Source organism: Cryobacterium sp. TMT2-17-1 (assembly GCF_004402765.1).
Lineage (GTDB): Bacteria > Actinomycetota > Actinomycetes > Actinomycetales > Microbacteriaceae > Cryobacterium > Cryobacterium sandaracinum.
Window position 1 is genome coordinate 36,728 of sequence record NZ_SOGC01000040.1, and the last position, 23,867, is coordinate 60,594.

Below are 23,867 nucleotides of genomic sequence, written 5' to 3' on the forward strand. Positions count from 1 at the left end.
TGTTGATGGTTGGGAGACCACGGGGTGGTGGATCTCTTGGAATCGAATCACTGGATCAGTGACCAATCAGATTGCGAAGGCATGATCGGACGGTTTGACCGGTGCAGGCAGTTGCGTCTCGCCTTCGAGGAATTTGTCGACGGCTGCCGCAGCAGCCCGACCTTCGGCGATCGCCCAGACGATGAGCGACTGGCCACGGCCGGCATCACCAGCAACGAACACGCCTTCATGGCTGGTCTGGTAATTAACGTCACGCTCGACATTACTCCGCCCATCGACCGGCACGTGCAGCTGGTCGGTCAGCTCGCGTGATTCAGGACCGGTGAAGCCCATGGCCAGGAGAACCAGATCCGCAGGGATCTCGCGCTCCGTTCCGGCCTTGGGCACCCGGCGTCCGCCCCGGAATTCGGTCTCGGCCACGCGGATGGCGCGCACCTCACCCGCCTCGTTGGCCAGGAACTCCACCGTCGACACCAGGTACTCGCGGTTGCCGCCCTCTTCGTGGGCGCTCGACACCTCGAACAGCGTCGGTGACAGCGGCCACGGCTGGTGTTCCGCCCGTTCCATGCCCGGTTGGCGGCCGATGGCGAGATTCGTGACGGATGCCGCGGCCTGGCGGTGCGCGGTACCGATACAGTCGGCGCCGGTGTCGCCGCCGCCGAGTACGACCACGTGCTTGCCCTCGGCGGTGATCTGCTGGTCAACAGTGTCGCCGGCGCCGACCTTGTTCTGCTGCACGAGGTATTCCATGGCGAAGTGCACTCCGGGCAGGTCGCGCCCGGGGATCGGCAGGTCGCGGGGTACCAGGGCCCCCGTGGCGACCACCACAGCGTCATAGCGGGCCCGGAGGTCATCCCAGGTGATGTCGACCCCGATGGTGACGCCTGCTCGGAAGCGGGTGCCCTCGGCCGTCATCTGGCCGAGTCGGGTCTCGAGGTGCTTCTTCTCCATCTTGAAGTCCGGGATGCCGTAACGTAAAAGCCCGCCGATCCGGTCGTCGCGCTCGAAGACCGCCACCGTGTGACCGGCCCGCGTGAGCTGCTGCGCGGCCGCGAGGCCGGCCGGGCCAGAGCCGACGACCGCGATCGTCTTGCCGGTGAGGCGTCCGGGCGGCTGGGGCTGCACCCATCCGTTGGCGAAGGCCTGGTCGATGATGGAGACCTCAACCTGCTTGATCGTGACCGGCGGCTGACTGATTCCGAGAACGCAGGCCGACTCACAGGGTGCCGGGCAGAGACGCCCGGTGAACTCCGGGAAGTTGTTGGTGACATGGAGACGTTCGATGGCCTGTCGACCCTCGTCCCGCCAGGTGAGGTCGTTCCATTCCGGAATGATGTTGCCGAGCGGGCAGCCCTGCTGACAGAACGGCACACCGCAGTCCATACAGCGGCCGGCCTGGCGTTTCAGTTGCGTCGCGTCGCCCTGCTCGTAGACCTCTTTCCAGTCCATCAGACGAACGGATACGGGACGGCGGGCCGGAAGCTCCCGGTCCGTGGTCTTGAGGAATCCTTTCGGATCAGCCATTGGTTGCCTCCAGAATGCGGTTCCAAACGACGACGCCATCGGGGTCGAGGCCCTCGTCGACGGCGATCTGCCTGGTTGCCAGGACGGCCGCGTAGTCGCGCGGTAGCACCTTGACGAATGTGGACATGGTGGTCTCGAAATCGGCCAGCAGCCGGGCCGCCAGGGCGGACTCGGTCTGGTCATGATGCTGTCCGAGCAAGTCGCGCACGATCTCGCGGTCCGCGCCGCCGAGCGGCAGAAGTGTGAGTTCGCCGGAGTCGAGGGCCTGCCGGTTGACATTCTCGGTACGAAGACCGTAGACGTAGGCGGTTCCGCCAGACATACCGGCACCCAGGTTGCGCCCCGTTTCGCCCAGGATGACCGCCAGTCCCCCGGTCATGTATTCGAGGGCGTGATCTCCGACGCCCTCGACGACGGCGGTGGCCCCGGAGTTGCGCACCAGGAAGCGTTCGCCCACGATGCCGCGGATGAACATGCTGCCCTGGGTCGCGCCGTAGCCGATGACGTTACCGGCGATCACGTTCTGCTCGGCCGGGAACAGGCTGCCCCGGTCGGGTCGCACGGTGATCTGGCCACCGGAGAGACCCTTGCCGACGTAGTCGTTGGAGTCACCCTCGAGCCGCAGGATGATGCCGCTCGGCAGGAACGCGCCGAAGGACTGTCCGGCGCTGCCGGTGAGGGTGACGTCGATGGAACCGGACGGCAGCCCGTTCTCGCCGTGGCGCACGGTGACCTCGTGGCCGAGCATGGTGCCCACGGCCCGCTCGGTGTTTCGGATGGGCAGGGAGATCGAGACCTGCCCACCATGTTCAAGCACACTGGCGCTCTGCCGGATCAGTTCGTTGTCGAAGTGGAGCTCAAGTTCGTGCTCCTGAGGGCGACCGGACTGCCGGGGCTCCCCCGCGGAGAAGTCCGGACCGACGAGGATGGGCGACAGGTCGAGTCCGGAGGCCTTCCAGTGCGTAAGCGCCCCGTTGACGTCGAGCACCTCCCGGTGGCCGATGGCCTCGTCGAGGCTGCGGAATCCGAGCTCGGCGAGGTACTCGCGCACCTCCTGAGCGATGAACTCGAAGAAGTTGATCACGTGCTCGGCCTTGCCAGTGAAACGTTTGCGCAGCTCGGGATTCTGGGTGGCCACCCCGACGGGGCAGGTGTCCAGGTGGCAGACGCGCATCATGACGCAGCCCTCCACGATCAGCGGGGCGGTAGCGAAGCCGAACTCCTCGGCGCCGAGCAACGCTCCGATGATGACGTCACGGCCGGTCTTCAACTGGCCGTCGACCTGCAGCACGACCCGGTCGCGCATCCCGTTGAGCATCAGGGTCTGCTGCGTTTCGGCCAGGCCGAGTTCCCAGGGGGTCCCCGCGTGCTTGAGGGAGTTGAGCGGGCTCGCGCCGGTTCCGCCGTCGTGACCGGAGATGAGAATGACGTCGGACAGGGCCTTGGCCACTCCGGCGGCGACCGCGCCGATACCGGACTGGCTGACGAGCTTGGTGTGGATGCGTGCGGTCGGATTCGCCCGCTTCAGGTCGAAGATCAACTGTTTGAGGTCTTCGATCGAGTAGATATCGTGGTGCGGGGGCGGCGAGATCAGGCCGACGCCGGCGGTCGCGTGCCGGGTGCGGGCGATCCACGGGTAGACCTTCGTGGGCGGCAGCTGGCCGCCCTCGCCGGGCTTGGCTCCCTGCGCCAGCTTGATCTGGATGTCGTCGGCGTGGGACAAGTACATGCTGGTCACACCGAACCGGCCGGATGCCACCTGCTTGACGGCGCTGCGTCGCTCCGGGTCGAGCAGGCGGTCAAGGTCTTCTCCACCCTCACCGGTGTTGGACTTGCCCCCGAGGCGGTTCATTGCGATGGCGAGGGTCTCGTGCGCCTCGGCGGAGATCGATCCGTAGCTCATCGCCCCCGTCGCGAAGCGCTTCACGATCGAGGAGATCGGTTCCACCTCGTCCAGCGGCACGGGGTGGCGCTTGCCGGTGGTGAAGGTGAACATGCCGCGCAGCGTCATCAGGCTCGTCGCCTGGTCGTCGACGAGTTTCGTGTACTCGCGGAAGATGTCGTAGCTGCGCGTGCGGGTGGAATGCTGGAGCCGGAAAATGGTGTCCGGGTTGAACAGGTGCGGAGACCCGTCGCGGCGCCACTGGTACTCACCTCCGGTCGCGAGGCGTTCGTGCGCGGTGACCGCGGCATCCTCGGGGTAGGCGGCCCGGTGCCGGGCCTCATTCTCGGCCGCGACCACCTCGATGCCGATGCCGCCGAGCTTGCTCGTGGTGCCGGTGAAGTACTGGTCGATGAATTCCTGGCTCAGTCCCACGGCCTCGAAGGTCTGCGCGCCGGCGTAGGAGGAGACGGTCGAGATCCCCATCTTGGACATGATCTTGAGCACGCCCTTGCCGAGGGCCTTGATCACGTTGCGCACGGCCTGTTCGGGCGTGCCGGTCGTGATGTAGCCACTGCGCACCAAATCCTCGCACGTTTCCATCGCAAGGTACGGGTTCACGGCGGATGCGCCGTAGCCGATCAGGAGGGCGACGTGGTGCACCTCGCGCACATCGCCGGCCTCGACCACGATGCCGACCTTCATGCGGTTCTCGGTGCGGATCAGGTGGTGGTGAACCGCGGCAATCATCAGCAGCGACGGGATCGGGGCCAGATCCTTGTTGGAATCCCGGTCGGACAGGACGAGGAACATCGCGCCGTCGTCGATGGCGGCGTCGGCCTCGGCGCACATCTCCTTGATGCGGGCCTCCAAGGCGTCCGGCCCGTCTTCGAACCGGTAGAGCCCGCGAATGGTCCTGGTGGTGCGGCTGCCCGGCGCGGTGTCGATGTGCTGGATCTTCGCCAACTCGTCGTTGTCGATCACGGGGAAATCGAGCACGACCTGCCGGGCGTGCTCGGGGCCCACCGAGAGGAGGTTGCGTTCCGGACCGAGCCCGAGCTTGAGGGAAGTGACAACTTCCTCGCGGATCGAGTCGAGCGGCGGGTTGGTCACCTGAGCGAACTGCTGCGTGAAGTAATCGAAGAGCAGCCGGGGTCGGTCGCTGAGCACGGCGATGGGGGTGTCGGAGCCCATCGCGCCGAGCGGTTCCCCGCCGAGGCGAGCCATCGGCGCGAGCAGGATGCGCACCTCCTCCTCGGTGTAGCCGAAGGTGCGCTGGCGGCGCACGACGGATGCCGGCGGGTGCACGATGTGCTCCCGCTCGGGCAGATCCTTGAGGTTGATGCGCCCGGCGTCCAGCCAGGTTCCCCACGGCTCGCTGGCCGCGAGGTCGGCCTTGATCTCGTCGTCTTCGATCAGGCGTCCGGCGACCGTGTCGACCAGAAACATCTTGCCGGGACGCAGGCGGCCCTTGCGCACCACCCGGTTGGGGTCGATGTCGAGCACCCCGATCTCGCTGGCGAGCACGACGAGGCCGTCGTCGGTGATGAGGTAGCGGCCGGGGCGCAGCCCGTTGCGGTCGAGGGTGGCGCCGACGAGGGATCCGTCGGTGAACACGATCGCGGCCGGGCCGTCCCACGGCTCCATCAGCATGGAATGGTACTCGTAGAACGCACGGCGTTCGGCGTCGAGGTCGGTCTGGTTCTCCCAGGCCTCCGGCACCATCATCATGACGGCGTGCGGGAGCGAACGCCCCGACAGGCTGAGCAGCTCAACGACCTCATCGAACGAGGCCGAATCGCTGCCGCCGGGGGTGACGATCGGGAGCAGCGGCGCCAGGTCGCCGAGCAGGTCGGATTCGAGCTGCGACTGGCGCGCCTGCATCCAGTTGCGGTTGCCCTGAACCGTGTTGATCTCGCCGTTGTGCGCGATCATGCGGAACGGCTGCGCGAGCGGCCAGGACGGGAACGTGTTGGTGGAGTAGCGGGAGTGCACGAGGGCGAGCTTGGAGACGAAGCGCGGATCGGACAGGTCCGGGTAGAACGGCTCCAGCTGAAGCGTCGTGACCATACCCTTGTAGACCACGGTGCGACAGGACAGTGAGGCGAAGTAGATCTCCAGCTCGCGTTCGGCACGCTTCCGCAGCCTGACTGCCTGGCGGTCCAGCGCGATGTCGCCGAGCGTGTCGCCGGCCTCGGTCGTGCGGGCGCTCTGCACGAACAGTTGCTGGATGGCCGGCATGGCCGCGCGCGCCAGGGTGCCGACCTCGTCGGGGCGCACGGGAACTTCGCGCCAGCCGAGGATCACCAGTCCCTCTTCGAGGGCGATCCGGTTGATCTGGCGCTTGATGCCGCTGCGCTTGGTGGGATCGATCGGCAGGAACACATTGCCGACGGCGTAGCGGCCCGCCGCGGGCAAGGCGAAATCGGTGACCGACCGCAGGAACTCGTCGGGAACCTGAGTGATGATGCCCGCGCCGTCTCCGGTGCCGGCATCCGATCCGACCGCACCGCGGTGCTCGAGGTTGCGCAGCGCGTCGAGGGCGAGGGTGATGATGTCGTGCCCGGCGGTGCCCCGAAGCGTGGCAACCATGGCGAGGCCGCAGGCATCGCGCTCATCGGCCGGGTTGTACAAGCCCTGCGGCTTCGGCACTGCGCTGAAGCGCGAGAAGAGGGGTGTTTGCGGCATTGGACCGTCCTCACAAAAGTAACTGGCGAGTGGGGACGACGCTGGCCCGCTCAGGTAGACATGTGCGCGGCGGCCCGTCATACCGGGTCACAAGCCGTGGAACAGGTTGGAGTCAACCTTGAGCCTAGAGGCGCGAGTTGCTGGTGCTTGTGGCTGCAACGTCGTCTGATCCGGCGAGACCGACGGCCTTATCACCGTGATCCTTGGGGTCCGAATCAAACTCATCAGATTCTACCTCAGCGTCGGGCCCCTTCCACTCGCGGCCGGGAATGTACACGCTCGCGGGCAGGCCCGTGTGGCGCTTGCTCTGCACGACGATCAGGATGATTCCCAGCAGGATGGCGGCGAAAGCGGCCCACACATTGGTGCGGAGGCCAAAGAACATCTCGCTCGGGTCGACCCGGATCGATTCGAAGAAGCTGCGGCCGAGGCCATACCAAATCAGGTAGACGCCGAAGGCCTTGCCCCAGCGGAGCGCGACCTTGCGTTCGATCGCGAGGATCAGGACGACGCCGACCACGTTCCAGACCATCTCGTAGAGGAAGGTTGGGTGAAACAACGTTTCGGGGGGAAGCCCGATCGGGAGGGCCGGGTTCGCCGCGGACACCTCGAGGCCCCAGGGCAGGTCGGTCGGCAGACCGAAGAGCTCCTCGTTGAACCAGTTGCCGAGACGGCCCATGGCCTGCGCCACGAGCATCCCCGGTGCCAGGGCGTCCGCGAAGGCCCAGAACCGGATGCCCGAGATGCGGCAGCCGATGTAAGCGCCGACGGCCCCGCCCAGGAGCGCTCCGAAGATGGCGTTGCCGCCGTTCCAAATGGCGAACACCTCGAGAGGGTTGGCACCCTCGAAGAAGTAGTCGGAGGGGTGCGTGAACACATGGTAGAAGCGCGCGCCGACGATGCCGAGAGGAACGGCCCACAGGATGATGTCCAGCACCACGCCCGGCTCTCCGCCGCGCGCAGACAGTCGGCGGCTCGTCATGACGGTGGCGGCGATGATCCCTGCCAGAATGCAGAGGGCGTAGGCGTGGATGGTGAACGGGCCGAGGGTGAACGAGCTCCATTCGGGGCTCGGGCTCGGGATGCTCAGAAGAAAAGACACCTGGGGACTACCTTTCATCGTGGCGCCGGGGAGGCCCCGTGACCGCCTCGGTCAACTTACCTTAGCTTTTGGGTGCTTCGATGGCGGGGATCAGACGGCGGGGCGCAGATCCCGGGCACTGGCCGCGAGGTCACGGGTGAGGACGGCCAGGGCCGGCACTCCCCCGTCGGACAGTGCCTTGACCAGGGCGGAACCGACGATGGCGCCATCGGCGTAGGCGAGGATCTCCCGCACCTGCTCCGGGGTGGAGATGCCGAGTCCGACGCACGCGCTGGTGGACCCGACGGCGCGGAGGCGGTCGACGAGCACCCGCGCGGCGGAGTCCACGTCGCCGCGGGCGCCGGTGATTCCCATGGTGGAGGCCGCGTAGACGAAGCCGCGGCTGGCGTCCACTGCCTGACGCAGCCGGGCATCGGACGACGACGGGGCGGCGAGGAAGACACGGTCGAGTCCGGTTCGCGTGCTGGCTCCCACCCAGGCGGCCGCGTCGTCGGGGATGAGGTCGGGCGTGATCAGCCCGGCGCCTCCCGCCGCGAGCAGGTCGTCGGCGAACCGGTCCACGCCGTACTGCATGATCGGGTTCCAGTAGGTCATGACCAGAACGGGCACGTTCACCTGGGCGGTGATCGCCGCGACGGCCTCGATCCCGTGCCGCAGCCGAAAGCCGTTGGCCAGAGCCTGCTGGGTGGCCGCCTGGATCACTGGCCCGTCCATGACGGGATCGGTGTACGGCAGGCCCAGCTCGATGACGTCGACACCGTTCTGCGCGAGTGCCACGGCCGCGTCGATGCTCTCGGTCAGGGTGGGAAACCCGACGGGCAGGTAGCCGATCAGAGCACCGCCGCCCTCGGAGCGGCGACGGGCGATTGTCGCCTCGACCGTGCTCGTCGTTCCGGTCGTGGAACCCGTACCTGTTTCCGTGCTCATGACTGTTCCGCGCCCTTGTCGAGCAGGTCGAAGTACCGACCCGCGGTTTCCATGTCCTTGTCGCCGCGTCCGCTGAGGTTTACCAGGATGGTGGCGTCAGGTCCGAGCTGCTTGCCGAGGTCCAAGGTGCCGGCGAGGGCGTGCGCCGACTCGATGGCGGGGATGATGCCCTCCGTGCGGCTGAGCAGCCGGAGGGCGCTCATCGCCTCGTCATCGGTGACCGGCAGGTAGGTGGCCCGGCCGATACTGGCGAGCCACGCATGTTCCGGGCCCACCCCCGGGTAGTCCAGACCCGCAGAGATGGAGTGCGACTCCACGGTCTGACCGTCTTCGTCCTGCAGCAGGAAGCTGCGGGCGCCGTGCAGGATGCCGGGGCGCCCCTTGGTGATCGTCGCCGCATGGCGCAGGGTCTCCGCGCCGTCACCGCCGGCCTCGTAGCCGACCAGGGCCACCTCCGGGTCGTCGAGGAACGCGTGGAAGATACCCATGGCGTTCGAACCACCGCCGACGCAGGCGGTGACCGCGTCGGGGAGGCGGCCGGTGAGGTCCAGCACCTGCTGGCGGGCCTCCTCGCCGATGATCTTCTGGAAGTCGCGCACCATGGCCGGAAACGGATGCGGCCCGGCGACGGTACCGAAGATGTAGTTGGTGGTCTCAACGTTGGTGACCCAGTCACGCATGGCGTCGTTGATGGCGTCTTTCAGGGTGCGGGACCCGGTCTTGACCGGCACGACCTCGGCGCCGAGCAGTCGCATCCGGGCCACATTCAGGGCCTGGCGCTCCGTGTCGACCTCGCCCATGTAGACGACGCAGTCGAGCCCGAACAGGGCGGCGGCCGTCGCGGCCGCCACGCCATGCTGCCCGGCGCCCGTCTCGGCGATGACGCGGGACTTGCCGATGCGCTTGGTGAGAAGAGCCTGGCCGAGCACATTGTTGATTTTGTGCGAGCCGGTGTGGTTGAGGTCTTCCCGCTTGAGGATGATGCGGGCACCGCCGGCGTGCGCGGCGAACCGGGGCACCTCGGTGATGATGGACGGGCGCCCGGTGTAGCTCCGGTGCAATTCCATCAATTCGGCCGCGAAGGCCGGGTCCTGCCGTGCCAGAGCGTACTCGTCGGTCAGCTCGTCGAGGGCAGCCACGAGGGACTCCGGCACGAACCTCCCGCCGAAGTCGCCGAAGTACGGGCCTGCTTCTGTTCTGAGGGACGTTGACATTTAAACCGCCAGGAATTCGGAGAGGGTTCGGATGGGATCGTTTGTGACGAGGGCCTCGCCGACGAGCACGATGTCGGCGCCGGCGGCGCGGTAGTGCGCCACGTCGGCGGCGGTCTTGACGGCCGATTCGGCGACGCGGACGACGCCCGAGGGGATCCGGTCCGCGAGCCTGCCGAACAGGTCCTGATCGAGTTGGAACGTGGACAGGTCGCGGGCGTTTACCCCGACGAGGCTTGCGCCAATGGCCAGGGCACGGTCGACCTCCTCGGCGCTATGGGTCTCGACCAGCGCGGTCATGCCGAGCTGGCGCACGAGGTCGTGCAGGGAGACCAGGGTGGTCTGGTCGAGTGCGGCGACGATGAGCAGAACCATGTCGGCACCTGCCGCCCTGGCCTCGAAGACCTGGTACGGCAAGCCGATGAAGTCTTTACGCAGCACCGGGATGCGCACGGCGGATCGCACTTGCTCGAGGTCTGACAGGGAGCCGAGGAACTTGCGACCTTCGGTGAGCACGCTGATCGCGCTGGCGCCGCCGAACTCGTAGGAGACGGCGAGGGCGGCAGGGTCCGAAATCTCGGCCAGGGTGCCCCGGGACGGGCTGGCGCGCTTGACCTCCGCGATGATCTTGACCTGATCGGCGGGTGCGAGCACCGCCAGGGCATCGATCGCGGGAGTTTGGTCGAGAGCGGTTGACTCGACGATGGCGAACGGACGGGCGGCCCGACGAAGTTCAGCGTCGGCGACGGCCCCGGCTAGAAGATCAGACAGCACTCGACTAGTGGCCCAGGTGAGCCGTATCGGCTACGCCGTAACCGATTTTGGCGAGGATCCGGCCGACCAGCAGGCCAACCACCAGCAGGCCGACGGATGCCCAGACGAGCCAAGGGATCACCAGAAAGAAGGCAACGGTGCCGATCGCGACGGCGAGAAGCATGATGGTGACGGCGGTCCAGGCCGCGATCGAATGGCCTTCACCTGGGTCTACCGATTCAAAGCTCATGATTCTCCTCTTGTGCGCTGACGGACAAGTCAAGTCTAGCGGCCCCACGGTTCCCCGGCCTCCCCAGCGCACCAGGTGAAACCGGGAATCAGGTCTCGATTCACTGCGGGGTGGTGGGGTCTTCGCCGCGGCTCAGCCCGTCCCAGTCGTCGATGGCGTCACGTTCGGGTGCGGAAACGTCCGCGGCGTCGGAATCGCCGGCATCCGTCGCCTCGGCCGACTCGGCCGACTCGGCCGACTCGGCCGCTTCGAATCGCACGGCCTGGTAGCGGGACGTCGGTCCGGGCCAACGCCGGGACGTGACGAGCACCCCGACCCCGGCGCCGCCCATGACCACGCCGGCGAGCAGCGCGATGAACGGCCACGGGGTCACGGCCGCCGAGGCGACGGCGTCGACGACCGAGTCTGCGCCGGAGATTCCGGTGGCATCGGTGACCGCGCCGGCACTGGCCGCCGCCGGATCGGTGACGGCCAAAATAGCCGAAAGGCACACGGAGAAGCCGAGCAGAACCTGAAGCAGGCCGAGGACCACCCGGATGACGGGACCGGCGATACTCAGGGCACCGGCGAGGGCCAGTCCGGCGAGGGCAAGGGCTGTCACCCCGGGGGCGGCCGTGGAGCCGGACACCTCGAGGCTGTGCACAGCCGAGCCGGACTGCTCCACGATGACGTTCACCCAGACCTGGGTCCAGGCCAGCAGGGCCAGACCGCTGGCCGCCAGCACCACGAGGATGTGCCCGAGCTTGAGGCGCCGTGCGGATGCCACCTAGCGCACCCGCTTCATGGCGTTCGCGACCGCGACTGCGCGAAGGGGCGCCGCGGCCTTGTTCTGCGACTCCTGGTATTCCGACGCCGGGTCGGAGTCCGCGACGAGGCCGCCGCCGGCCTGCACGCGGGCGACGCCATTCATGATCGTTGCGGTCCGAATGGCGATGGCCAGGTCCGCGTCCCCGGCGAACCCGAAGTAGCCGACCACCCCCCCGTACACGCCGCGCTGCGCGGGCTCGAGCGCGTCGATGATCTCGAGGGCGCGCGGTTTCGGGGCCCCGGAGAGAGTGCCGGCCGGGAACGTGGCGCGGAAGACGTCGATCGCGGACCGGCCCGGCAGCAGGTTCCCCTCCACCGAGGAGACGAGGTGCATGATGTGGCTGAACCGCTCGATGCGCATGAACTCGGTCACCTCGACCGAGCCGGGTGCACACACCTTGAGCAGGTCGTTGCGGGCCAGGTCCACGAGCATCAGATGCTCGGCGCGTTCCTTGGCGTCGCCCGCGAGCTCGGCTTCGAAGTCGGCGTCGGCCTCCGGGGTCGTGCCGCGCGGCTTCGAGCCCGCGATCGGATGCGTGAACACGCGGTCGTTCTGCACCTTCACCAAGGCCTCCGGGGAGGAGCCCACGATCCAGTAAGTCTCCTTCTCCGGCGATTCCAGGCTCAGCAGGTACATGTAGGGCGACGGGTTGAGGCTGCGCAGCACCCGGTAGACGTCGATGGGGTCCGCCGTGCACTCCTGGTCGAACCGCTGGGAGACGACCACCTGGAACACGTCACCGTCGACGATGTGCTCCTTGGCGACGTCGACAGCGGCGAGGAAGTCCTCACGTCGGGTGCGGTTCGTCGGGGAGGCGGGCGTGGCGAGGTCGACCTCTGCGAGCCAGGTCTCGGAGGGCTCGGCCAGGCGAGACTGCAGGGCGTCGAGCCGGTCCTGGGCGGCGGCCCAGAGGGCATCCGGTTCGTCGTGGCCGTCGTTGAGAACGTTGGCAATGAGCTGCACGGTGCCGAATTTGTGGTCGATCACGACGAGGTCGGCCACGAAGCTGAAGGCCTGGCCCGGCACGTCGTAGTCCGCCGGCGGGCGATTCGGCAGGCGCTCGATCTGGCGGATCGCCTCCCAGCCGATGAATCCGACGAGGCCGCCGGTCAGGGGTGGGTGGCCGGGCATCCGCGGGGTTTCCCAGCGTTCGTGGAGGGCCGCGAGAGCCGCCAGCGGGCCGAGGCCGGTGGCGTCGCCGAGGGCGCGCTCAGCCGAGAGGCCATAGTCGAGCCAGCGGGTCTCGTCGCCCTGCTGGGTGAGCACGCCGAACGAGGACACGCCCACGAACGAGAACCGCGACCAAATGCCGCCCTGCTCGGCGGACTCGAGCAGAAAGCTACCGGGCTGGCCGGCAGCGAGCTTGCGGTAGATGCCCACCGGGGTTTCGCCGTCGGCGAAGAGTTCGCGCACCACGGGGAACACCCGGTGGTCGTCGATCTGGAGCGCGAACTGCCCGGCGGTGGTCGTCGGGGCTGGGCCGGAGCTGTTCGGTGCCATGGTCAGTCCTTCGGTTTTTGGGTGGTTGCCCGGTCTGCTGCCACGTCGGGTGCCGCGGGGCGGGCGCCGGTCACGACCTCGATGCCGCGCCCGTCGAAACAGGTGCGGGAGCCGGTGTGGCAGGCTGCTGCGACCTGGTCCGCCTGCACCAGGAGGGTGTCCGCGTCACAGTCGAGCGCGGCGGACTTCACATACTGGCCGTGGCCGGAGATGTCGCCCTTGCGCCAGAATTCCTGGCGACTGCGCGACCAAAACGTCACGCGCCCCTCGGTGAGCGTGCGGCGCAGCGCTTCCCGGTTCATCCAGCCGAGCATGAGCACCTCACTGGTGTCCCACTGCTGGATCACCGCCGGCAGCAGGCCGTCGGAGTTGAAGACGGCCCTGGCCAGGGCGTCGTCGAGGGTGGAGAGTACATCGGTCATTTACGGAGCCGTTTCGGGTCGGGTAAGGCACAGCATCATCAGCGCACGGGCATTCCGGCGTGCCGGAGCTCCGCCTTGATGTCGCCGACGGTCAGCTGGCCGCTGTGGAACACGGATGCCGCGAGCACGGCATCCGCCCCCGCCGCGATGGCCGGGGGAAAATCCTCGACCCGGCCGGCGCCGCCGGAGGCGATCACCGGAACGGTGCTCAGGGCGCGCATCAGCGTGATGAGTTCGACGTCGAAGCCCGCCTTCGTGCCGTCGGCGTCGATGGAGTTGACGAGCAGCTCGCCGACCCCCAGCCCGACGGCCGTCTGCGCCCAGGCGAGAGCGTCCAGGTCGGTTTCGGTGCGGCCACCGTGGGTGGTGACGACGAAGCCGGACTCGGTGCGCCCGCTACGCTTCACATCAAGCGAGAGCACGAGTACCTGGGAGCCGAACCGGTCGGCGATCTCGCCGATCAGGGCGGGCCGCTTGATGGCGGCGCTGTTGACTCCGACCTTGTCGGCACCACTGGCCTGCAGCCGGGACACGTCCTCGACCGTGCGGATGCCGCCGCCCACCGTAAGCGGGATGAAGACCTGCTCTGCGGTGGCGCGCACGACGTCATAGGTGGTGGCACGGTTGTCCACCGTGGCGGTCACATCGAGGAAGGTGAGTTCGTCGGCTCCCTGCTCGTAGTACCGGCGGGCGAGTTCGACCGGATCGCCCGCGTCTCGCAGATTCTGGAAGTTCACGCCCTTGACCACGCGGCCGTCGGCCACGTCGAGGCAGGGTATGACCCGCACCGAAAGACTCACGATTGTGCCTCCATTGTGTGTCGCCGCATCTGGGTACCGCCGGTCAGCCCGTTACAAGCGGGCGTTGTGAATGGAGCTGATCAGGATGGCGCGCGCCCCGAGCTCGTAGAGGGCGTCCATGACATGGTTCGTGTTCAGGCGCGGGATCATCACACGCACGGCAACCCATTCCGGGTCGTGCAGGGACGATACGGTGGGCGACTCGATGCCGGGCGCCAGCAGGCAGGCGTCGTCGAGGAGCGTCTGCGGGATGTCGTAGTCCATCAGCACGTACTGGCGGGCCACGAGCACGCCCTGCAAGCGGCGCAGGAGGGTCGCGATGCCGGGCTTGTCGTTCTCGGAGCTGATCAGCACGGCCGTGGACTGCAGGATGACCGGGCCGAAGATCTCGAGGCCGGCCTTGCGCAGCGTGGAGCCGGTGGAGACGACGTCGGCGACGGCATCCGCCACGCCGAGCTGAACGGCGGACTCGACCGCGCCGTCGAGGGTGACCAGTGTCACGCTGACGTCGTGCTCGGCGAGGAAGGCCTCGACCAGTCCGGGGTAGCTGGTGGCGACGCGATGGCCGGACAGGTCGGCCAGGTCGGTGAAGCGGCCTGCGGGGCCGGCGAAGCGGAAGGTGGAGTCGCCGAAGTCGAGGCTGGCGATCTCCTGGGCGGTGGAGCCCGAGTCGAGCAGCAGGTCGCGCCCGGTGATTCCCACGTCGAGGGCTCCGGAGCCCACATAGGTGGCGATGTCGCGGGGACGCAAGTAGAAGAACTCCACGTCGTTGCGGGGGTCGGCGACGACGAGGTCGCGCGGGTCGCGGCGGCCGGTGTAGCCGGCCTCGAACAGCATCTGCGCGGCGGTTTCGGACAACGAGCCCTTGTTGGGCACGGCAATTCTCAGCATTTGGGCACTCTCTGCGTCTTCAGGTTCTGGCGAACAGGTCTCACGGGGTCAACCGGGTGGAGTCTCTCTGATGACGCGTCACAGATGGCGGTACAGGTCGGCGGGGGTCAGCCCCTTCGCCAGCATCATCACCTGCACGTGGTACAGCAGCTGGCTCATCTCGGCGGCGGTTTCGTCGTCGCTCTGGAACTCGGCGGCCATCCAGACCTCGGCGGCTTCTTCGACGATCTTCTTGCCGATGGCATGTACGCCGGCGTCGAGTTCGCGCACGGTCCCCGAGCCGTCGGGCCGGGTCCGTGCTTTGTCGCTCAGTTCAGCGAACAGGTCGTCAAAAGTCTTCACCTGACTAGGGTACTAGTGCGCGTGCTGGTGTTCGGTCGCGGCGGCGCGCAACAGGGCGATCTGCTTCGCCGGGTCCGCGGCGTTGAACACGCTGGAGCCGGCGACGAACGTGTTCGCCCCGGCCTCGGCGGCGATGACGATGGTGTCCTCGGTGATGCCGCCGTCGACCTGCAGCCAGACGTCCAGGCCGGACTTCTTCACGGCCTCCGCCAGGGTGCGGAGCTTGCGCATGGTGGAGGGCATGAAGCTCTGCCCCCCGAAGCCGGGTTCGACGGTCATCACGAGCACCTGGTCGAATTCGGGCAGAAGCTCGAGGTAGGGCTCGATGGCCGTGCCGGGCTTGAGGGCGATGCCGGCCCGGGCGCCGATCGAGCGCAGCTTGCGGGCCAGGCCGACCGGGTTGGTCGTGGCCTCCGCGTGGAAGGTGACCGAGAACGCGCCGGCTTCGGCGTAGCCGAGCGCCCAACGCTCCGGGTTCTCGATCATCAGGTGCAGGTCGAAGGGCAGCGGGGAGACCTGGGCGAGGCGGTCGACGACAGGCGGTCCGAACGTCAGATTCGGTACAAAATGGTTGTCCATGATGTCGACGTGCACCAGGTCGGCGGTGCGGATGCGCCCCAGGTCCCGTTCGAGATTGGCGAAGTCGGCGGCGAGAATGCTGGGGTTAATCCGGGTGACCATGCCTTCACCCTACTGCGGCGAGCCCCGGCGGCTCGAAAGTCCCCTGCCGGTCGAGTCCAAGGCCCTGGAGCGATCCCGTCCCGAACGAATTCGACGGAGATTTTGCCGAAATGGGCCGAGAACCTTTCAAAAAAGTAGTTTTCAACCAGAATCTCCGTCGAATTCGTTGGGGCTGCGACGGAGAAGGATGCGAGTGCCTGGACCTCACAAGCCCTGCCGCAGATTCGGCGCGGGTTGTGGCTAACGCAGGAGGTCCGTCCGGCTACACCGGCATCCGAACTGGTCCCGTACTGGTCCGCGGCGGCTGGGCAGCCCGGACGACGGATGTCCTGAGTTGGCCACGCGACGCGCGGGCGCGGCCGGGGCGACGTCCGCCCGCCCGCATGCCGGCTGGCCGAGGCAGAGCCGCAGCCGCAGGAACGACGCATCCACCGGTTGCCGTCGGGCGGGCCGGACACTCGCCCCGCCCGCGCCAGAACCGCTGCGCATTCGTGAGTGTCGTGGTCAACTCAGGAGATCCCACCGGCCGGATTGGATATCTACCCCGGTGCCGCACTGACTCGCGGCACCGGTGAACGCGCGGGACGGATGTCCTGCCTTAGCCACACGCGCGGGCTCGGCCGGGCCATGCTCACGGAAGAACCAGGGGAGCCAGAATCTCCGTCAGATTGGGTCGAGGCCGGGGCCCGAATGCGCAGGGCCCGAATGCGCCGGGTCCGGGTGCGCGGGGCCCGGGTGCGCGGGGTCCGGGTGCGCGGGCTACTCCGTGCGCTCGAGCAGGGTGATGAACATAGCGTCAGTGCCGTGCCTATGCGGCCACAGTTGCACGCTGCCCCCGTCGCCGGGCAGGTCGAGCTCGGAGCTGCTCAGCCCCTGCAGCACGGATGCCGTGTCGAGAGTGCGCACACGGCCCTCCCATCTCTTGAGCGCGGTAGCCACGATCCCGCGGGTCTCCGCGATGTGCGGTGAGCAGGTGACGTAGGCCAGCACCCCGCCCGGCTTGAGCGCGCCAAGGGCCGCGTGGATCAGCCCGGACTGCAGATCGGAGAGCTCGGCGACGTCCTTGGGCTGCTTGCGCCAGCGGGCCTCCGGGCGCCGACGTAGCGCGCCGAGCCCGGTGCAGGGAGCATCCAGCAGGATCCGGTCGAACTCCTTCGGATGATCGTCTCCGAACCGGGTGCCGTCCTCCTCCCAGACAGGCACCTCTCCGGGCACGGCGGTCAGCGCCTTACGCACGAGGGCGGCCCGGGCCGGGACGAGCTCGTTGGCGACGAGGCTGGCCCCGCCGGCCAGCGCCTCGGAGGCAAGCAGGGAGGCCTTGCCGCCGGGGCCCGCGCAGAGGTCGAGCCAACGCTCTCCCGGCGCCACCGGGCGGGCCCGACTGAGCGTGAGGGCCGCCAACTGGGATCCCTCGTCCTGCACTCGAAGGCGTCCGCCGCTGTCCTGCATCAGGTGCACGGGGTCGCCGCCGGCCAACACAAAACCGATGGGCGAGAAGTCGTTGGCAACGCCGAGACCGTCGGTGTCTTCGGTGTTGCTGAGGCCGGGCAGAATGACCATGTTCACCTTGGGCGCGGCATTGTCGGCCGACAGCAGCTCCTCGAGCTCGGTCTCTCGGCACTCGAGGCGCAGCGACTGCCGGAACGCCCGCACCACCCAGATCGGGTGTGAGTACTCCGCGGCAAGGCGGTCATCATCACTGGTGGCTTCGGTGAGCACGCGTTCGCGCCACTCGTCGGCGCTGGAGCGGGAGATGGTGCGCAGCACCCCGTTGGTGAAACCGGTGGTGGCGCGGGAGCCCACCTGACGGGCGAGTTCGACGGACTCGTTCACGGCGGCGTGGGTGGCCACCCGGGTGGCGAGCAACTGGTGCGCACCAAGACGTAGCACGTCCAGGATGGCCGGGTCGATCACGGTGACGGGCCGACCGGCCGCGTCGGCGATCACCCGGTCGTAGAAGCCCTGCATACGCAGGGTGCCGTAGGTCAGCTCGGTGGCCAATGCGGCATCCGCGGTGCTGAGCGCCGCCCGCTTGATGCGGCTGGGCAGCAGCAGGTTCGCGTAGGCGTCTGATTCCCGCACGGCGGCGATGACCTCGTAGGCCACCCGCCGGGCCGGCTGCACGAAGTCGGTCTGCGGGCGCTCCAGGCCGCGGCCGCCCTGAGCACGGACGTCGTTCTTTCGCCCCTGGCGACGGTCGTCGCTCATGAGGCGACAACCTCCGTCCAATTCACTCCGCGCCACCAGTCGATTGCCTTCATCTGTGTCTTTCCGGCCGGTTGCACGGTGACCAGCTCGAGCGGCTCGGTCCCCGTTCCAATCAGCACTTTCTTGTCGATCTCACGGATCAGGCCGGCCGGTTGCGGCTCGGATCCCTGGGTCAGGGCAACGCCCTGGAGTTTGAGGCGGGCGTCGCCGAGCACCGTGAACGCGCCCGGCTCCGGGGTGACCCCGCGCACCCGGTTGCGCACCGAGACGGCCGGTTCGGACCAGTCGATACGGGCATCCGCGAGAGTCAGCTTGGGGGCCAGGGTGACCGGACCGGACTGCGGGGTCGCCTGGACGCCGCCGGCTTCGAGGGCGTCGATCACCTGCAGCAGCAGACGCGCGCCGCTGTCGCTGAGCGCCCGCAACAGGCTGCCCGCGGTGTCGTCCTCGACGATCGCCCGCGTCAGTTGCGCGAACACGGCGCCCGCGTCGAGTTCCGGAACCAGCTGGAATACGGCGGCACCAGTCTGCTCGTCGCCGGCCATGAGTGCGCGCTGCACGGGAGCGGCACCGCGCCAGCGCGGGAGCAGGGAGAAGTGCAGGTTGATCCAGCCGAGCCGGGGCACCGACAGGAGCGGTTCACGCACGAGCCCGCCGTAGGCGACGATGACGCCGAGGTCGGGTCGCAGTGCGGCGATCTCCACGGTCGCGGCCTCGTCGAGGCGATTGGCCTTGATCACGTGCAGCCCGTTCTCGACGGCGGCTCGCGCGAGCGGCGAGGGGGTGAGCACGCGTTTGCGGCCGAACGGGGCATCCGCCCGGGTGATCACGGCCGCGAGGTCGTGGTGGGACTGAGCCAGGGCGCCCAGGCTGGGCACGGCCGCCTGCGGCGTGCCGGCGAAGACGAGTTTCATTTAGAGCAGCTCCGGGTCGTCGAATCGTACTTTGAGTGTAGGCGCGGGGCGGAAGGCCGCCCCCTTCGGGCGCCGGCGGCGGGCGGCATTGCGCACGACCGCGGCCTTGAGCGCACGGGCCACGGCGTCACCGCTGGCGTAGGGCAGCCGCACGATCGCACGCACCAGGGGGTCCTCCGTGGTGACCGGGCCGAGTACATCGACGCCGTCCATCCCGGCCAGCTCTGCCAGGGCCAGGGCGACGTCGGCGTCGGTGCCGGTGACGGATGCAGCACGCACCGCGGGCGGGAATCGCAGTTGGCGGCGATCGGCCAGTTCCGACGCGGCGAGCATCTCGGGCTGCCAGGAGTTCAGCGCCCGGGCGACGAGCCCGCCCACGCCGACCAGGACCACAGCGGCACCTGGGGCCGCCAGGGATGCGGCGTTGGACCACCAGCGCAGGCAGTCCTCCCCGACCCGCAGGGATTCCCGGGCGAGCATCCGTTCGCCGTCGAGCAGCAGGATGGCTCGGTATCCACCCGTCGGGATGGGCTCCGCGCCGCGGGTGGCGATCACCAGGGCCGGGGCGTCGCCGAGGTGCTGCAGCGGATGGTCGCCGTCGGCGACGATAATGCGCGCGCCGGGGAACGCCCGGCCGAGTTCTTCGGCGGTTCGCCCGGTGCCGAGGGTGACGACCCGCAGGGCGCGCCCCTCGCAGTGCGTGCAGCTCCAGTTGGCGGCCAGCGCCCCGCACCAGCGACACGACGGGGTGGAGTCCTTGGAGGCCAAAGCGAGCGGCCCCTGACAGGTGGTGCAGCGGGCGGCCTTCTTGCAACTCTGGCAGGCGAGCATCGGGGCGTAGCCGGGGCTGGCCACCTGCACCAGCACGGGGCCGTGGGCCAGCGCCTCCTTGGCGGCCCGCCACGCGGCCGTCGGGATGCGCGCGGCGCGGGCCTGCTGGTCGGGCTCGGACTGGAAGTCGGTAGGGATGATCCGCGGATGCCGGTTCTGCGCGGGGTGCACCGCAGTGAGCCAGCCCAGCTCGACCAGGCGCTGCACCTCGACGGTGCGGGTATGGCCGAGGAAGACGAGGGCGCAGCCGGACTGGCCCTGGCGCACGAGCGCGGCGTCGCGGGAGTGCGCGTAGGGGCTGAGCGGTTCGCCGTGCAGCGGGTCGCCGTCGTCGAAGAGCGCGATCAGACCGAGGTCGTGGGCCGGCGCGTAGACGGCCGACCGATTGCCGAGCACGATCCGGGGTTCCGGGGCAAGGGCGGCCAGGAAGGCCCGATAGCGTTCCGGGTTGGGCTGGCGTGCATCGACGCGGCTGACCGAGTCGGCCGGGGCCAGCAGGTCGAGGGCGGCCTGAAGCTGGTCCTGGTCGCGGTAGTCCGGCACGACGAGGATGGCGCTCCGCCCGGCGGCCAGGCCGGCCACCGCGAGCTCGGCCAGGGTGATCGCCCACTTCCCGATGGTCTGCCCGTCCGGCAGCCGTTGCAGCTCGGGCACCGCGGCCACGCAGAGGCGCGCCCCCGTGGCGACGGCCGTGTCGAGGGTGCCGGCCGGGTAATCGGAACAGGCCGGCCCGGCGGGGGTGGCGGGGTCGGCCACATCGCCAGGCTCGGCCACGGTGGCAACACCGGCCGTCCCGTCGGCCGGGGCGGAAGCATCCGCTGTTCGCGCCGCCAGCCAGGTTTTCTCCACCCGGACCTGGCGCGGGGGCACGGCGAGACGGATGATGTCGCTCGCGTTCCCCGAGGCCCGGTCGGCGACCCGACGGGCGAGCTCCCAGACCTCGGGGGTGAGCACCTGGGCGGCGGAGACCACGCTCTCGATCGGGCTGAGCGCGCCCCGGAATTCGGTGCCAGCCTCGAGACCCGGCAGCGCCTCCGGGCCTGCGGCCGGTCCGACCGCACCGCGCCCCTCGGCCGCACCCAACACCTCGATCAGGTATCCGTCGGCGACGCGACCGGCCGAGCGCAGCGGCACCCGCACGCGCACGCCGGGCCGGGCGATGCCGGCGAGCTCATCGGGAATGCTGTAATCGAACAGGTGGTCGAGCTGCGGCAGCGGCGAGTCGATGAGCACCCGGGCCACGAGGCCGGAGCGGGTCATCGGCGCCGCGCCTGCCCGGTCACAGTCCGGCAGCGCTTCTCAGCTCGTCGACCCGGTCGAGGCGCTCCCAGGTGAAGTCGGGAAGCTCGCGGCCGAAGTGGCCGTAGACGGCGGTCTGCGCGTAGATCGGGCGCAGCAGGTCAAGGGAATGGATGATCGCGGCCGGGCGCAGGTCGAAGACCGCGCGGATCGCCGCGGTGATGTCCCGGTCGGCCATCACCCCGGTGCCGAAGGTCTCCACGTAGAGCCCGACGGGCGAGGCCTTGCCGATGGCGTAGGCCACCTGAATCTCGAGACGGTCAGCCAGCCCGGCGGCCACGGCGTTCTTGGCCACCCAGCGCATCGCGTACGCTGCGGAGCGGTCGACCTTCGACGGGTCCTTGCCGCTGAACGCACCCCCGCCGTGCCGGCTGGAACCGCCGTAGGTGTCGATGATGATCTTGCGCCCGGTGAGGCCGGCGTCGCCCTGAGGGCCGCCGATCTCGAACCGCCCGGTCGGGTTGATCAGCGTATTCAGTTCAGACGAGTCCAGTTCCACGCGGTCGAGCACCGGGCGGATGACGAGTTCCTCGACCTCCGCACGCAGCTGCTCGTTGGACACCTTCGGCGAGTGCTGGGTCGACAGCACGACGGTCTCGACCGAGCGCGGCGTGATGCCGTCGTAGCCGATGGTGACCTGGGTCTTGCCGTCGGGCCGAAGGTAGTCGAGTTCGCCGGACTTGCGCACCTCGGCGAGGCGTTCGGCGAGGCGGTGTGCGATCCAGATCGGGATCGGCATCAGCTGGGGGGTCTCCCGGGTGGCGTATCCGAACATGATGCCCTGGTCGCCGGCCCCCTGGCGGTCGAAGTCCTCGACACTGGACTCTTCCCGACGCTCGAAGGCGTTGTCCACGCCCTGCGCGATGTCGGGCGACTGGCCGCCGATGGAGATCTCCACGCCGCAGGAGCGGCCGTCGAACCAGACGTCCGAAGAGTCGTAGCCGATATCGGTGATGCACTTGCGCACGATTGAGGGGATCTCGACGTAGGCCTCGGTGCTGACCTCGCCGGCGACGTGTACGAGCCCGGTGGTGACGAGGGTCTCGACGGCGACCCGGCTGTGCGGGTCTTCCGTCAGGAGCGCATCCAGAATGCTGTCGGAGATCTGGTCGCAGATCTTGTCGGGGTGACCTTCGGTTACCGACTCCGAAGTGAAAAGGCGTAGATCGCGCATCTTGCCCGTCTCTGTTGCAGAACAACGTGTAGAAGAAATGAACGTGAAAAATTCTCCGCTGAGACCGGGCCGAGCCGACCGGGCACCCGGTCGTGCCGGTCGGGAAGCGCCGGAGACCCTGCCCTTGCCGGCGACGGCAACCCAGGTGACCGGATGCCCGAGCGGTCTCAGCCGATCAGGTCAAGGATGCGCCCGGCCACCGACATTTTGGTTCCGGAGACCTCACACACTATATCTCCGTCGTGATCGAGCACCGTGATCGCGTTACGGTCCGAGGCGAAACCCTCCGCCCAGCCCACGCGGTTGACCACCAGGAAGTCGCAGCCCTTGCGCGCCATTTTCTCGCGGCCGAGTACAAGCAGGCGAACCGGATCCGGCTCCGTCTCCGCGGCGAACCCGATCAGTACCTGGCCCGTGCGCTTCGTCCGGGCGAGCCCGGCGAGGATATCGGGATTGCGGGTCAGTTCGAGCAGCAGGGTGTCGCCGGTCTCGTCTTTCTTGATCTTGCCGGCGCTCACCTGCACCGGCCGGTAGTCGGCGACCGCGGCCGCCATGATCACGGCGTCGGCCCCGGCGGCGGCATCCGTGACGGCCGCCTCGAGCTCGAGCGCGGTGCCCACGAGCCGCAGTTCCACCGCTGTTGGTGCGGCAACCTCGAGATTCGCGGCGATCAGGGTCACGGACGCACCCCGAGCCAGGGCGGCCTGCGCCAGGGCGACCCCCTGCTTACCGCTGGAACGGTTGCCGAGGAAGCGCACGGGGTCGAGGGGCTCGCGAGTGCCGCCAGCGGTGATCACGACGTGCTTGCCGACCAGGTCGGCCCCTGGCCCATCGGTGCGGTCGGCCAAGGCAAGGGCGGCGAGGGCCGCGGCGACGATGGTGTCGGGCTCTTCCATCCGGCCGGCTCCGGCGTCGGCGCCGGTGAGCTGGCCGACCCCAGGCCCGACGACGATGACGCCGCGGGCGCGGAGGGTGGCCACATTGGCGACCGTGGCCGCGTTGTTCCACATCTCCGTGTGCATCGCCGGGGCGATCACGAGCGGGGCGGTGCTGGCCAGGATGGTGTTGCCGAGCAGGTCGTCGGCGAGGCCGGTGGCGAGCTTCGCGATGGTGTTCGCGGTGGCCGGGGCCACGACGATCAGGTCGGCGGATTGGCCGATGGCCACGTGCCGCACCTCGGCGACGCCCTCATAGAGATCCGTGTGCACGGGGTTGCGGGAGATAGCCTCGAGGGTGGGCTTGCCGACGAATCGCAGCGCCGCCGGCGTCGCCACGACGTGCACGCAGTCCCCCCGCAACACGAAAGCGCGCACGACGTTCACGGCCTTGTAGGCAGCAATGCCGCCGGTTATCCCGACGACGATCGTGCGACCTGACGACATCCTGCGCGCTTGTGGGTGCGTTACTCGGCGATGGGGCGGGAGGTGAGCTTGTCTTCGTTGATCTCGCGGAGGGCGACGGACAGCGGCTTGTCGTCGACGGTCGAGTCGACGAGCGGGCCGACATTGTCGAACAGGCTGCCTTCGTGCAGGTCCGCATAGTAGTCGTTGATCTGACGCGCGCGCTTGGAGGCGAAGACCACGAGGGCGTACTTGGAGTCGGCCTTGGTGAGCAGGTCGTCGATGGGCGGGTCAATGATGCCAGTGAGCTTGGTAGCCAT

At 68.6% G+C, this 23,867-nt stretch carries 20 protein-coding genes; all 20 read right to left on the reverse strand.

What is annotated here, in order from left to right; genetic code table 11:
* Positions 1 to 66: 66 nt before the first annotated feature.
* Positions 67 to 1,524: a glutamate synthase subunit beta gene (locus E3O47_RS11635; RefSeq protein WP_104100537.1), complete on the reverse strand. Its 1,458-nt coding sequence runs from the start codon at positions 1,522 to 1,524 to the stop codon at positions 67 to 69.
* A complete protein-coding gene (gltB, locus tag E3O47_RS11640) occupies positions 1,517 to 6,094 on the reverse strand; it encodes a glutamate synthase large subunit (protein WP_134420589.1) in 4,578 nt (1,525 codons plus the stop codon). Before gltB ends, E3O47_RS11635 begins: the two co-directional genes overlap by 8 nt.
* Before the next feature lie 124 nt (positions 6,095 to 6,218).
* Positions 6,219 to 7,196: a prolipoprotein diacylglyceryl transferase gene (lgt, locus tag E3O47_RS11645; RefSeq protein ID WP_241976772.1), complete on the reverse strand. Its 978-nt coding sequence runs from the start codon at positions 7,194 to 7,196 to the stop codon at positions 6,219 to 6,221.
* 90 nt (positions 7,197 to 7,286) lie between these two features.
* Complete coding sequence (gene trpA / locus E3O47_RS11650; protein ID WP_104100534.1) at positions 7,287 to 8,123, reverse strand: tryptophan synthase subunit alpha; 837 nt, start codon at positions 8,121 to 8,123, stop codon at positions 7,287 to 7,289.
* Positions 8,120 to 9,337 carry a tryptophan synthase subunit beta gene (trpB, locus tag E3O47_RS11655; RefSeq protein WP_104100533.1) on the reverse strand — a complete coding sequence of 406 codons (1,218 nt, stop codon included), beginning with the start codon at positions 9,335 to 9,337 and terminating at the stop codon, positions 8,120 to 8,122. Before trpB ends, trpA begins: the two co-directional genes overlap by 4 nt.
* A complete protein-coding gene (trpC, locus tag E3O47_RS11660; protein ID WP_134420591.1) occupies positions 9,338 to 10,108 on the reverse strand; it encodes an indole-3-glycerol phosphate synthase TrpC in 771 nt (256 codons plus the stop codon).
* A 4-nt stretch (positions 10,109 to 10,112) separates the two neighbouring features.
* Positions 10,113 to 10,337 (reverse strand): DUF6704 family protein, encoded by a 225-nt coding sequence (locus E3O47_RS11665; protein ID WP_104100531.1) that lies wholly within the window; start codon positions 10,335 to 10,337, stop codon positions 10,113 to 10,115.
* A gap of 100 nt (positions 10,338 to 10,437) precedes the next feature.
* Entirely contained in the window at positions 10,438 to 11,103 is a 666-nt protein-coding gene (locus E3O47_RS11670) for a Trp biosynthesis-associated membrane protein (protein ID WP_134420593.1), read from the reverse strand.
* Positions 11,104 to 12,645, reverse strand: a complete 1,542-nt coding sequence (locus E3O47_RS11675; RefSeq protein WP_134420595.1) for an anthranilate synthase component I — start codon at positions 12,643 to 12,645, stop codon at positions 11,104 to 11,106.
* Between the two features lie 2 nt (positions 12,646 to 12,647).
* Entirely contained in the window at positions 12,648 to 13,067 is a 420-nt protein-coding gene (gene hisI, locus E3O47_RS11680) for a phosphoribosyl-AMP cyclohydrolase (RefSeq protein ID WP_134420597.1), read from the reverse strand.
* Between the two features lie 38 nt (positions 13,068 to 13,105).
* A complete protein-coding gene (gene hisF / locus E3O47_RS11685) occupies positions 13,106 to 13,867 on the reverse strand; it encodes an imidazole glycerol phosphate synthase subunit HisF (protein ID WP_104100527.1) in 762 nt (253 codons plus the stop codon).
* A 51-nt stretch (positions 13,868 to 13,918) separates the two neighbouring features.
* Entirely contained in the window at positions 13,919 to 14,758 is an 840-nt protein-coding gene (gene hisG / locus E3O47_RS11690; protein ID WP_104194874.1) for an ATP phosphoribosyltransferase, read from the reverse strand.
* A gap of 78 nt (positions 14,759 to 14,836) precedes the next feature.
* Positions 14,837 to 15,100: a phosphoribosyl-ATP diphosphatase gene (locus tag E3O47_RS11695; RefSeq protein ID WP_104100525.1), complete on the reverse strand. Its 264-nt coding sequence runs from the start codon at positions 15,098 to 15,100 to the stop codon at positions 14,837 to 14,839.
* Positions 15,101 to 15,112: 12 nt separating this feature from the next.
* The gene (rpe, locus tag E3O47_RS11700; RefSeq protein WP_134420599.1) at positions 15,113 to 15,781 is read right to left on the reverse strand and encodes a ribulose-phosphate 3-epimerase; all 669 of its coding nucleotides are present in this window, start codon (positions 15,779 to 15,781) and stop codon (positions 15,113 to 15,115) included.
* Positions 15,782 to 16,540: 759 nt separating this feature from the next.
* Complete coding sequence (locus E3O47_RS11705) at positions 16,541 to 17,989, reverse strand: transcription antitermination factor NusB (protein WP_134400838.1); 1,449 nt, start codon at positions 17,987 to 17,989, stop codon at positions 16,541 to 16,543.
* Complete coding sequence (gene fmt / locus E3O47_RS11710) at positions 17,986 to 18,903, reverse strand: methionyl-tRNA formyltransferase (RefSeq protein WP_104100522.1); 918 nt, start codon at positions 18,901 to 18,903, stop codon at positions 17,986 to 17,988. Before fmt ends, E3O47_RS11705 begins: the two co-directional genes overlap by 4 nt.
* The gene (locus E3O47_RS11715) at positions 18,904 to 20,994 is read right to left on the reverse strand and encodes a primosomal protein N' (RefSeq protein ID WP_134420601.1); all 2,091 of its coding nucleotides are present in this window, start codon (positions 20,992 to 20,994) and stop codon (positions 18,904 to 18,906) included.
* A gap of 19 nt (positions 20,995 to 21,013) precedes the next feature.
* The gene (gene metK, locus E3O47_RS11720) at positions 21,014 to 22,207 is read right to left on the reverse strand and encodes a methionine adenosyltransferase (protein WP_104100520.1); all 1,194 of its coding nucleotides are present in this window, start codon (positions 22,205 to 22,207) and stop codon (positions 21,014 to 21,016) included.
* Between the two features lie 167 nt (positions 22,208 to 22,374).
* Positions 22,375 to 23,589 (reverse strand): bifunctional phosphopantothenoylcysteine decarboxylase/phosphopantothenate--cysteine ligase CoaBC, encoded by a 1,215-nt coding sequence (coaBC, locus tag E3O47_RS11725; protein ID WP_104100519.1) that lies wholly within the window; start codon positions 23,587 to 23,589, stop codon positions 22,375 to 22,377.
* A 20-nt stretch (positions 23,590 to 23,609) separates the two neighbouring features.
* On the reverse strand, positions 23,610 to 23,867 hold the full coding sequence (rpoZ, locus tag E3O47_RS11730; protein ID WP_104100518.1) for a DNA-directed RNA polymerase subunit omega: 258 nt from the start codon (positions 23,865 to 23,867) through the stop codon (positions 23,610 to 23,612).

Excerpts from the sequence above, each read along its gene's own strand:
- rpe (WP_134420599.1), bottom strand. The coding sequence starts at position 15,781 with ATGGTCACCCGGATTAACCCCAGCATTCTCGCCGCCGACTTCGCCAAT.
- rpoZ (WP_104100518.1), bottom strand. The coding sequence starts at position 23,867 with ATGGCTACCAAGCTCACTGGCATCATTGACCCGCCCATCGACGACCTG.
- hisG (WP_104194874.1), bottom strand. The coding sequence starts at position 14,758 with ATGCTGAGAATTGCCGTGCCCAACAAGGGCTCGTTGTCCGAAACCGCC.
- coaBC (WP_104100519.1), bottom strand. The coding sequence starts at position 23,589 with ATGTCGTCAGGTCGCACGATCGTCGTCGGGATAACCGGCGGCATTGCT.
- E3O47_RS11715 (WP_134420601.1), bottom strand. The coding sequence starts at position 20,994 with ATGACCCGCTCCGGCCTCGTGGCCCGGGTGCTCATCGACTCGCCGCTG.
- E3O47_RS11665 (WP_104100531.1), bottom strand. The coding sequence starts at position 10,337 with ATGAGCTTTGAATCGGTAGACCCAGGTGAAGGCCATTCGATCGCGGCC.
- E3O47_RS11705 (WP_134400838.1), bottom strand. The coding sequence starts at position 17,989 with ATGAGCGACGACCGTCGCCAGGGGCGAAAGAACGACGTCCGTGCTCAG.
- trpB (WP_104100533.1), bottom strand. The coding sequence starts at position 9,337 with ATGTCAACGTCCCTCAGAACAGAAGCAGGCCCGTACTTCGGCGACTTC.
- trpA (WP_104100534.1), bottom strand. The coding sequence starts at position 8,123 with ATGAGCACGGAAACAGGTACGGGTTCCACGACCGGAACGACGAGCACG.
- E3O47_RS11675 (WP_134420595.1), bottom strand. The coding sequence starts at position 12,645 with ATGGCACCGAACAGCTCCGGCCCAGCCCCGACGACCACCGCCGGGCAG.
- hisI (WP_134420597.1), bottom strand. The coding sequence starts at position 13,067 with ATGACCGATGTACTCTCCACCCTCGACGACGCCCTGGCCAGGGCCGTC.
- fmt (WP_104100522.1), bottom strand. The coding sequence starts at position 18,903 with ATGAAACTCGTCTTCGCCGGCACGCCGCAGGCGGCCGTGCCCAGCCTG.
- metK (WP_104100520.1), bottom strand. The coding sequence starts at position 22,207 with ATGCGCGATCTACGCCTTTTCACTTCGGAGTCGGTAACCGAAGGTCAC.
- E3O47_RS11635 (WP_104100537.1), bottom strand. The coding sequence starts at position 1,524 with ATGGCTGATCCGAAAGGATTCCTCAAGACCACGGACCGGGAGCTTCCG.
- gltB (WP_134420589.1), bottom strand. The coding sequence starts at position 6,094 with ATGCCGCAAACACCCCTCTTCTCGCGCTTCAGCGCAGTGCCGAAGCCG.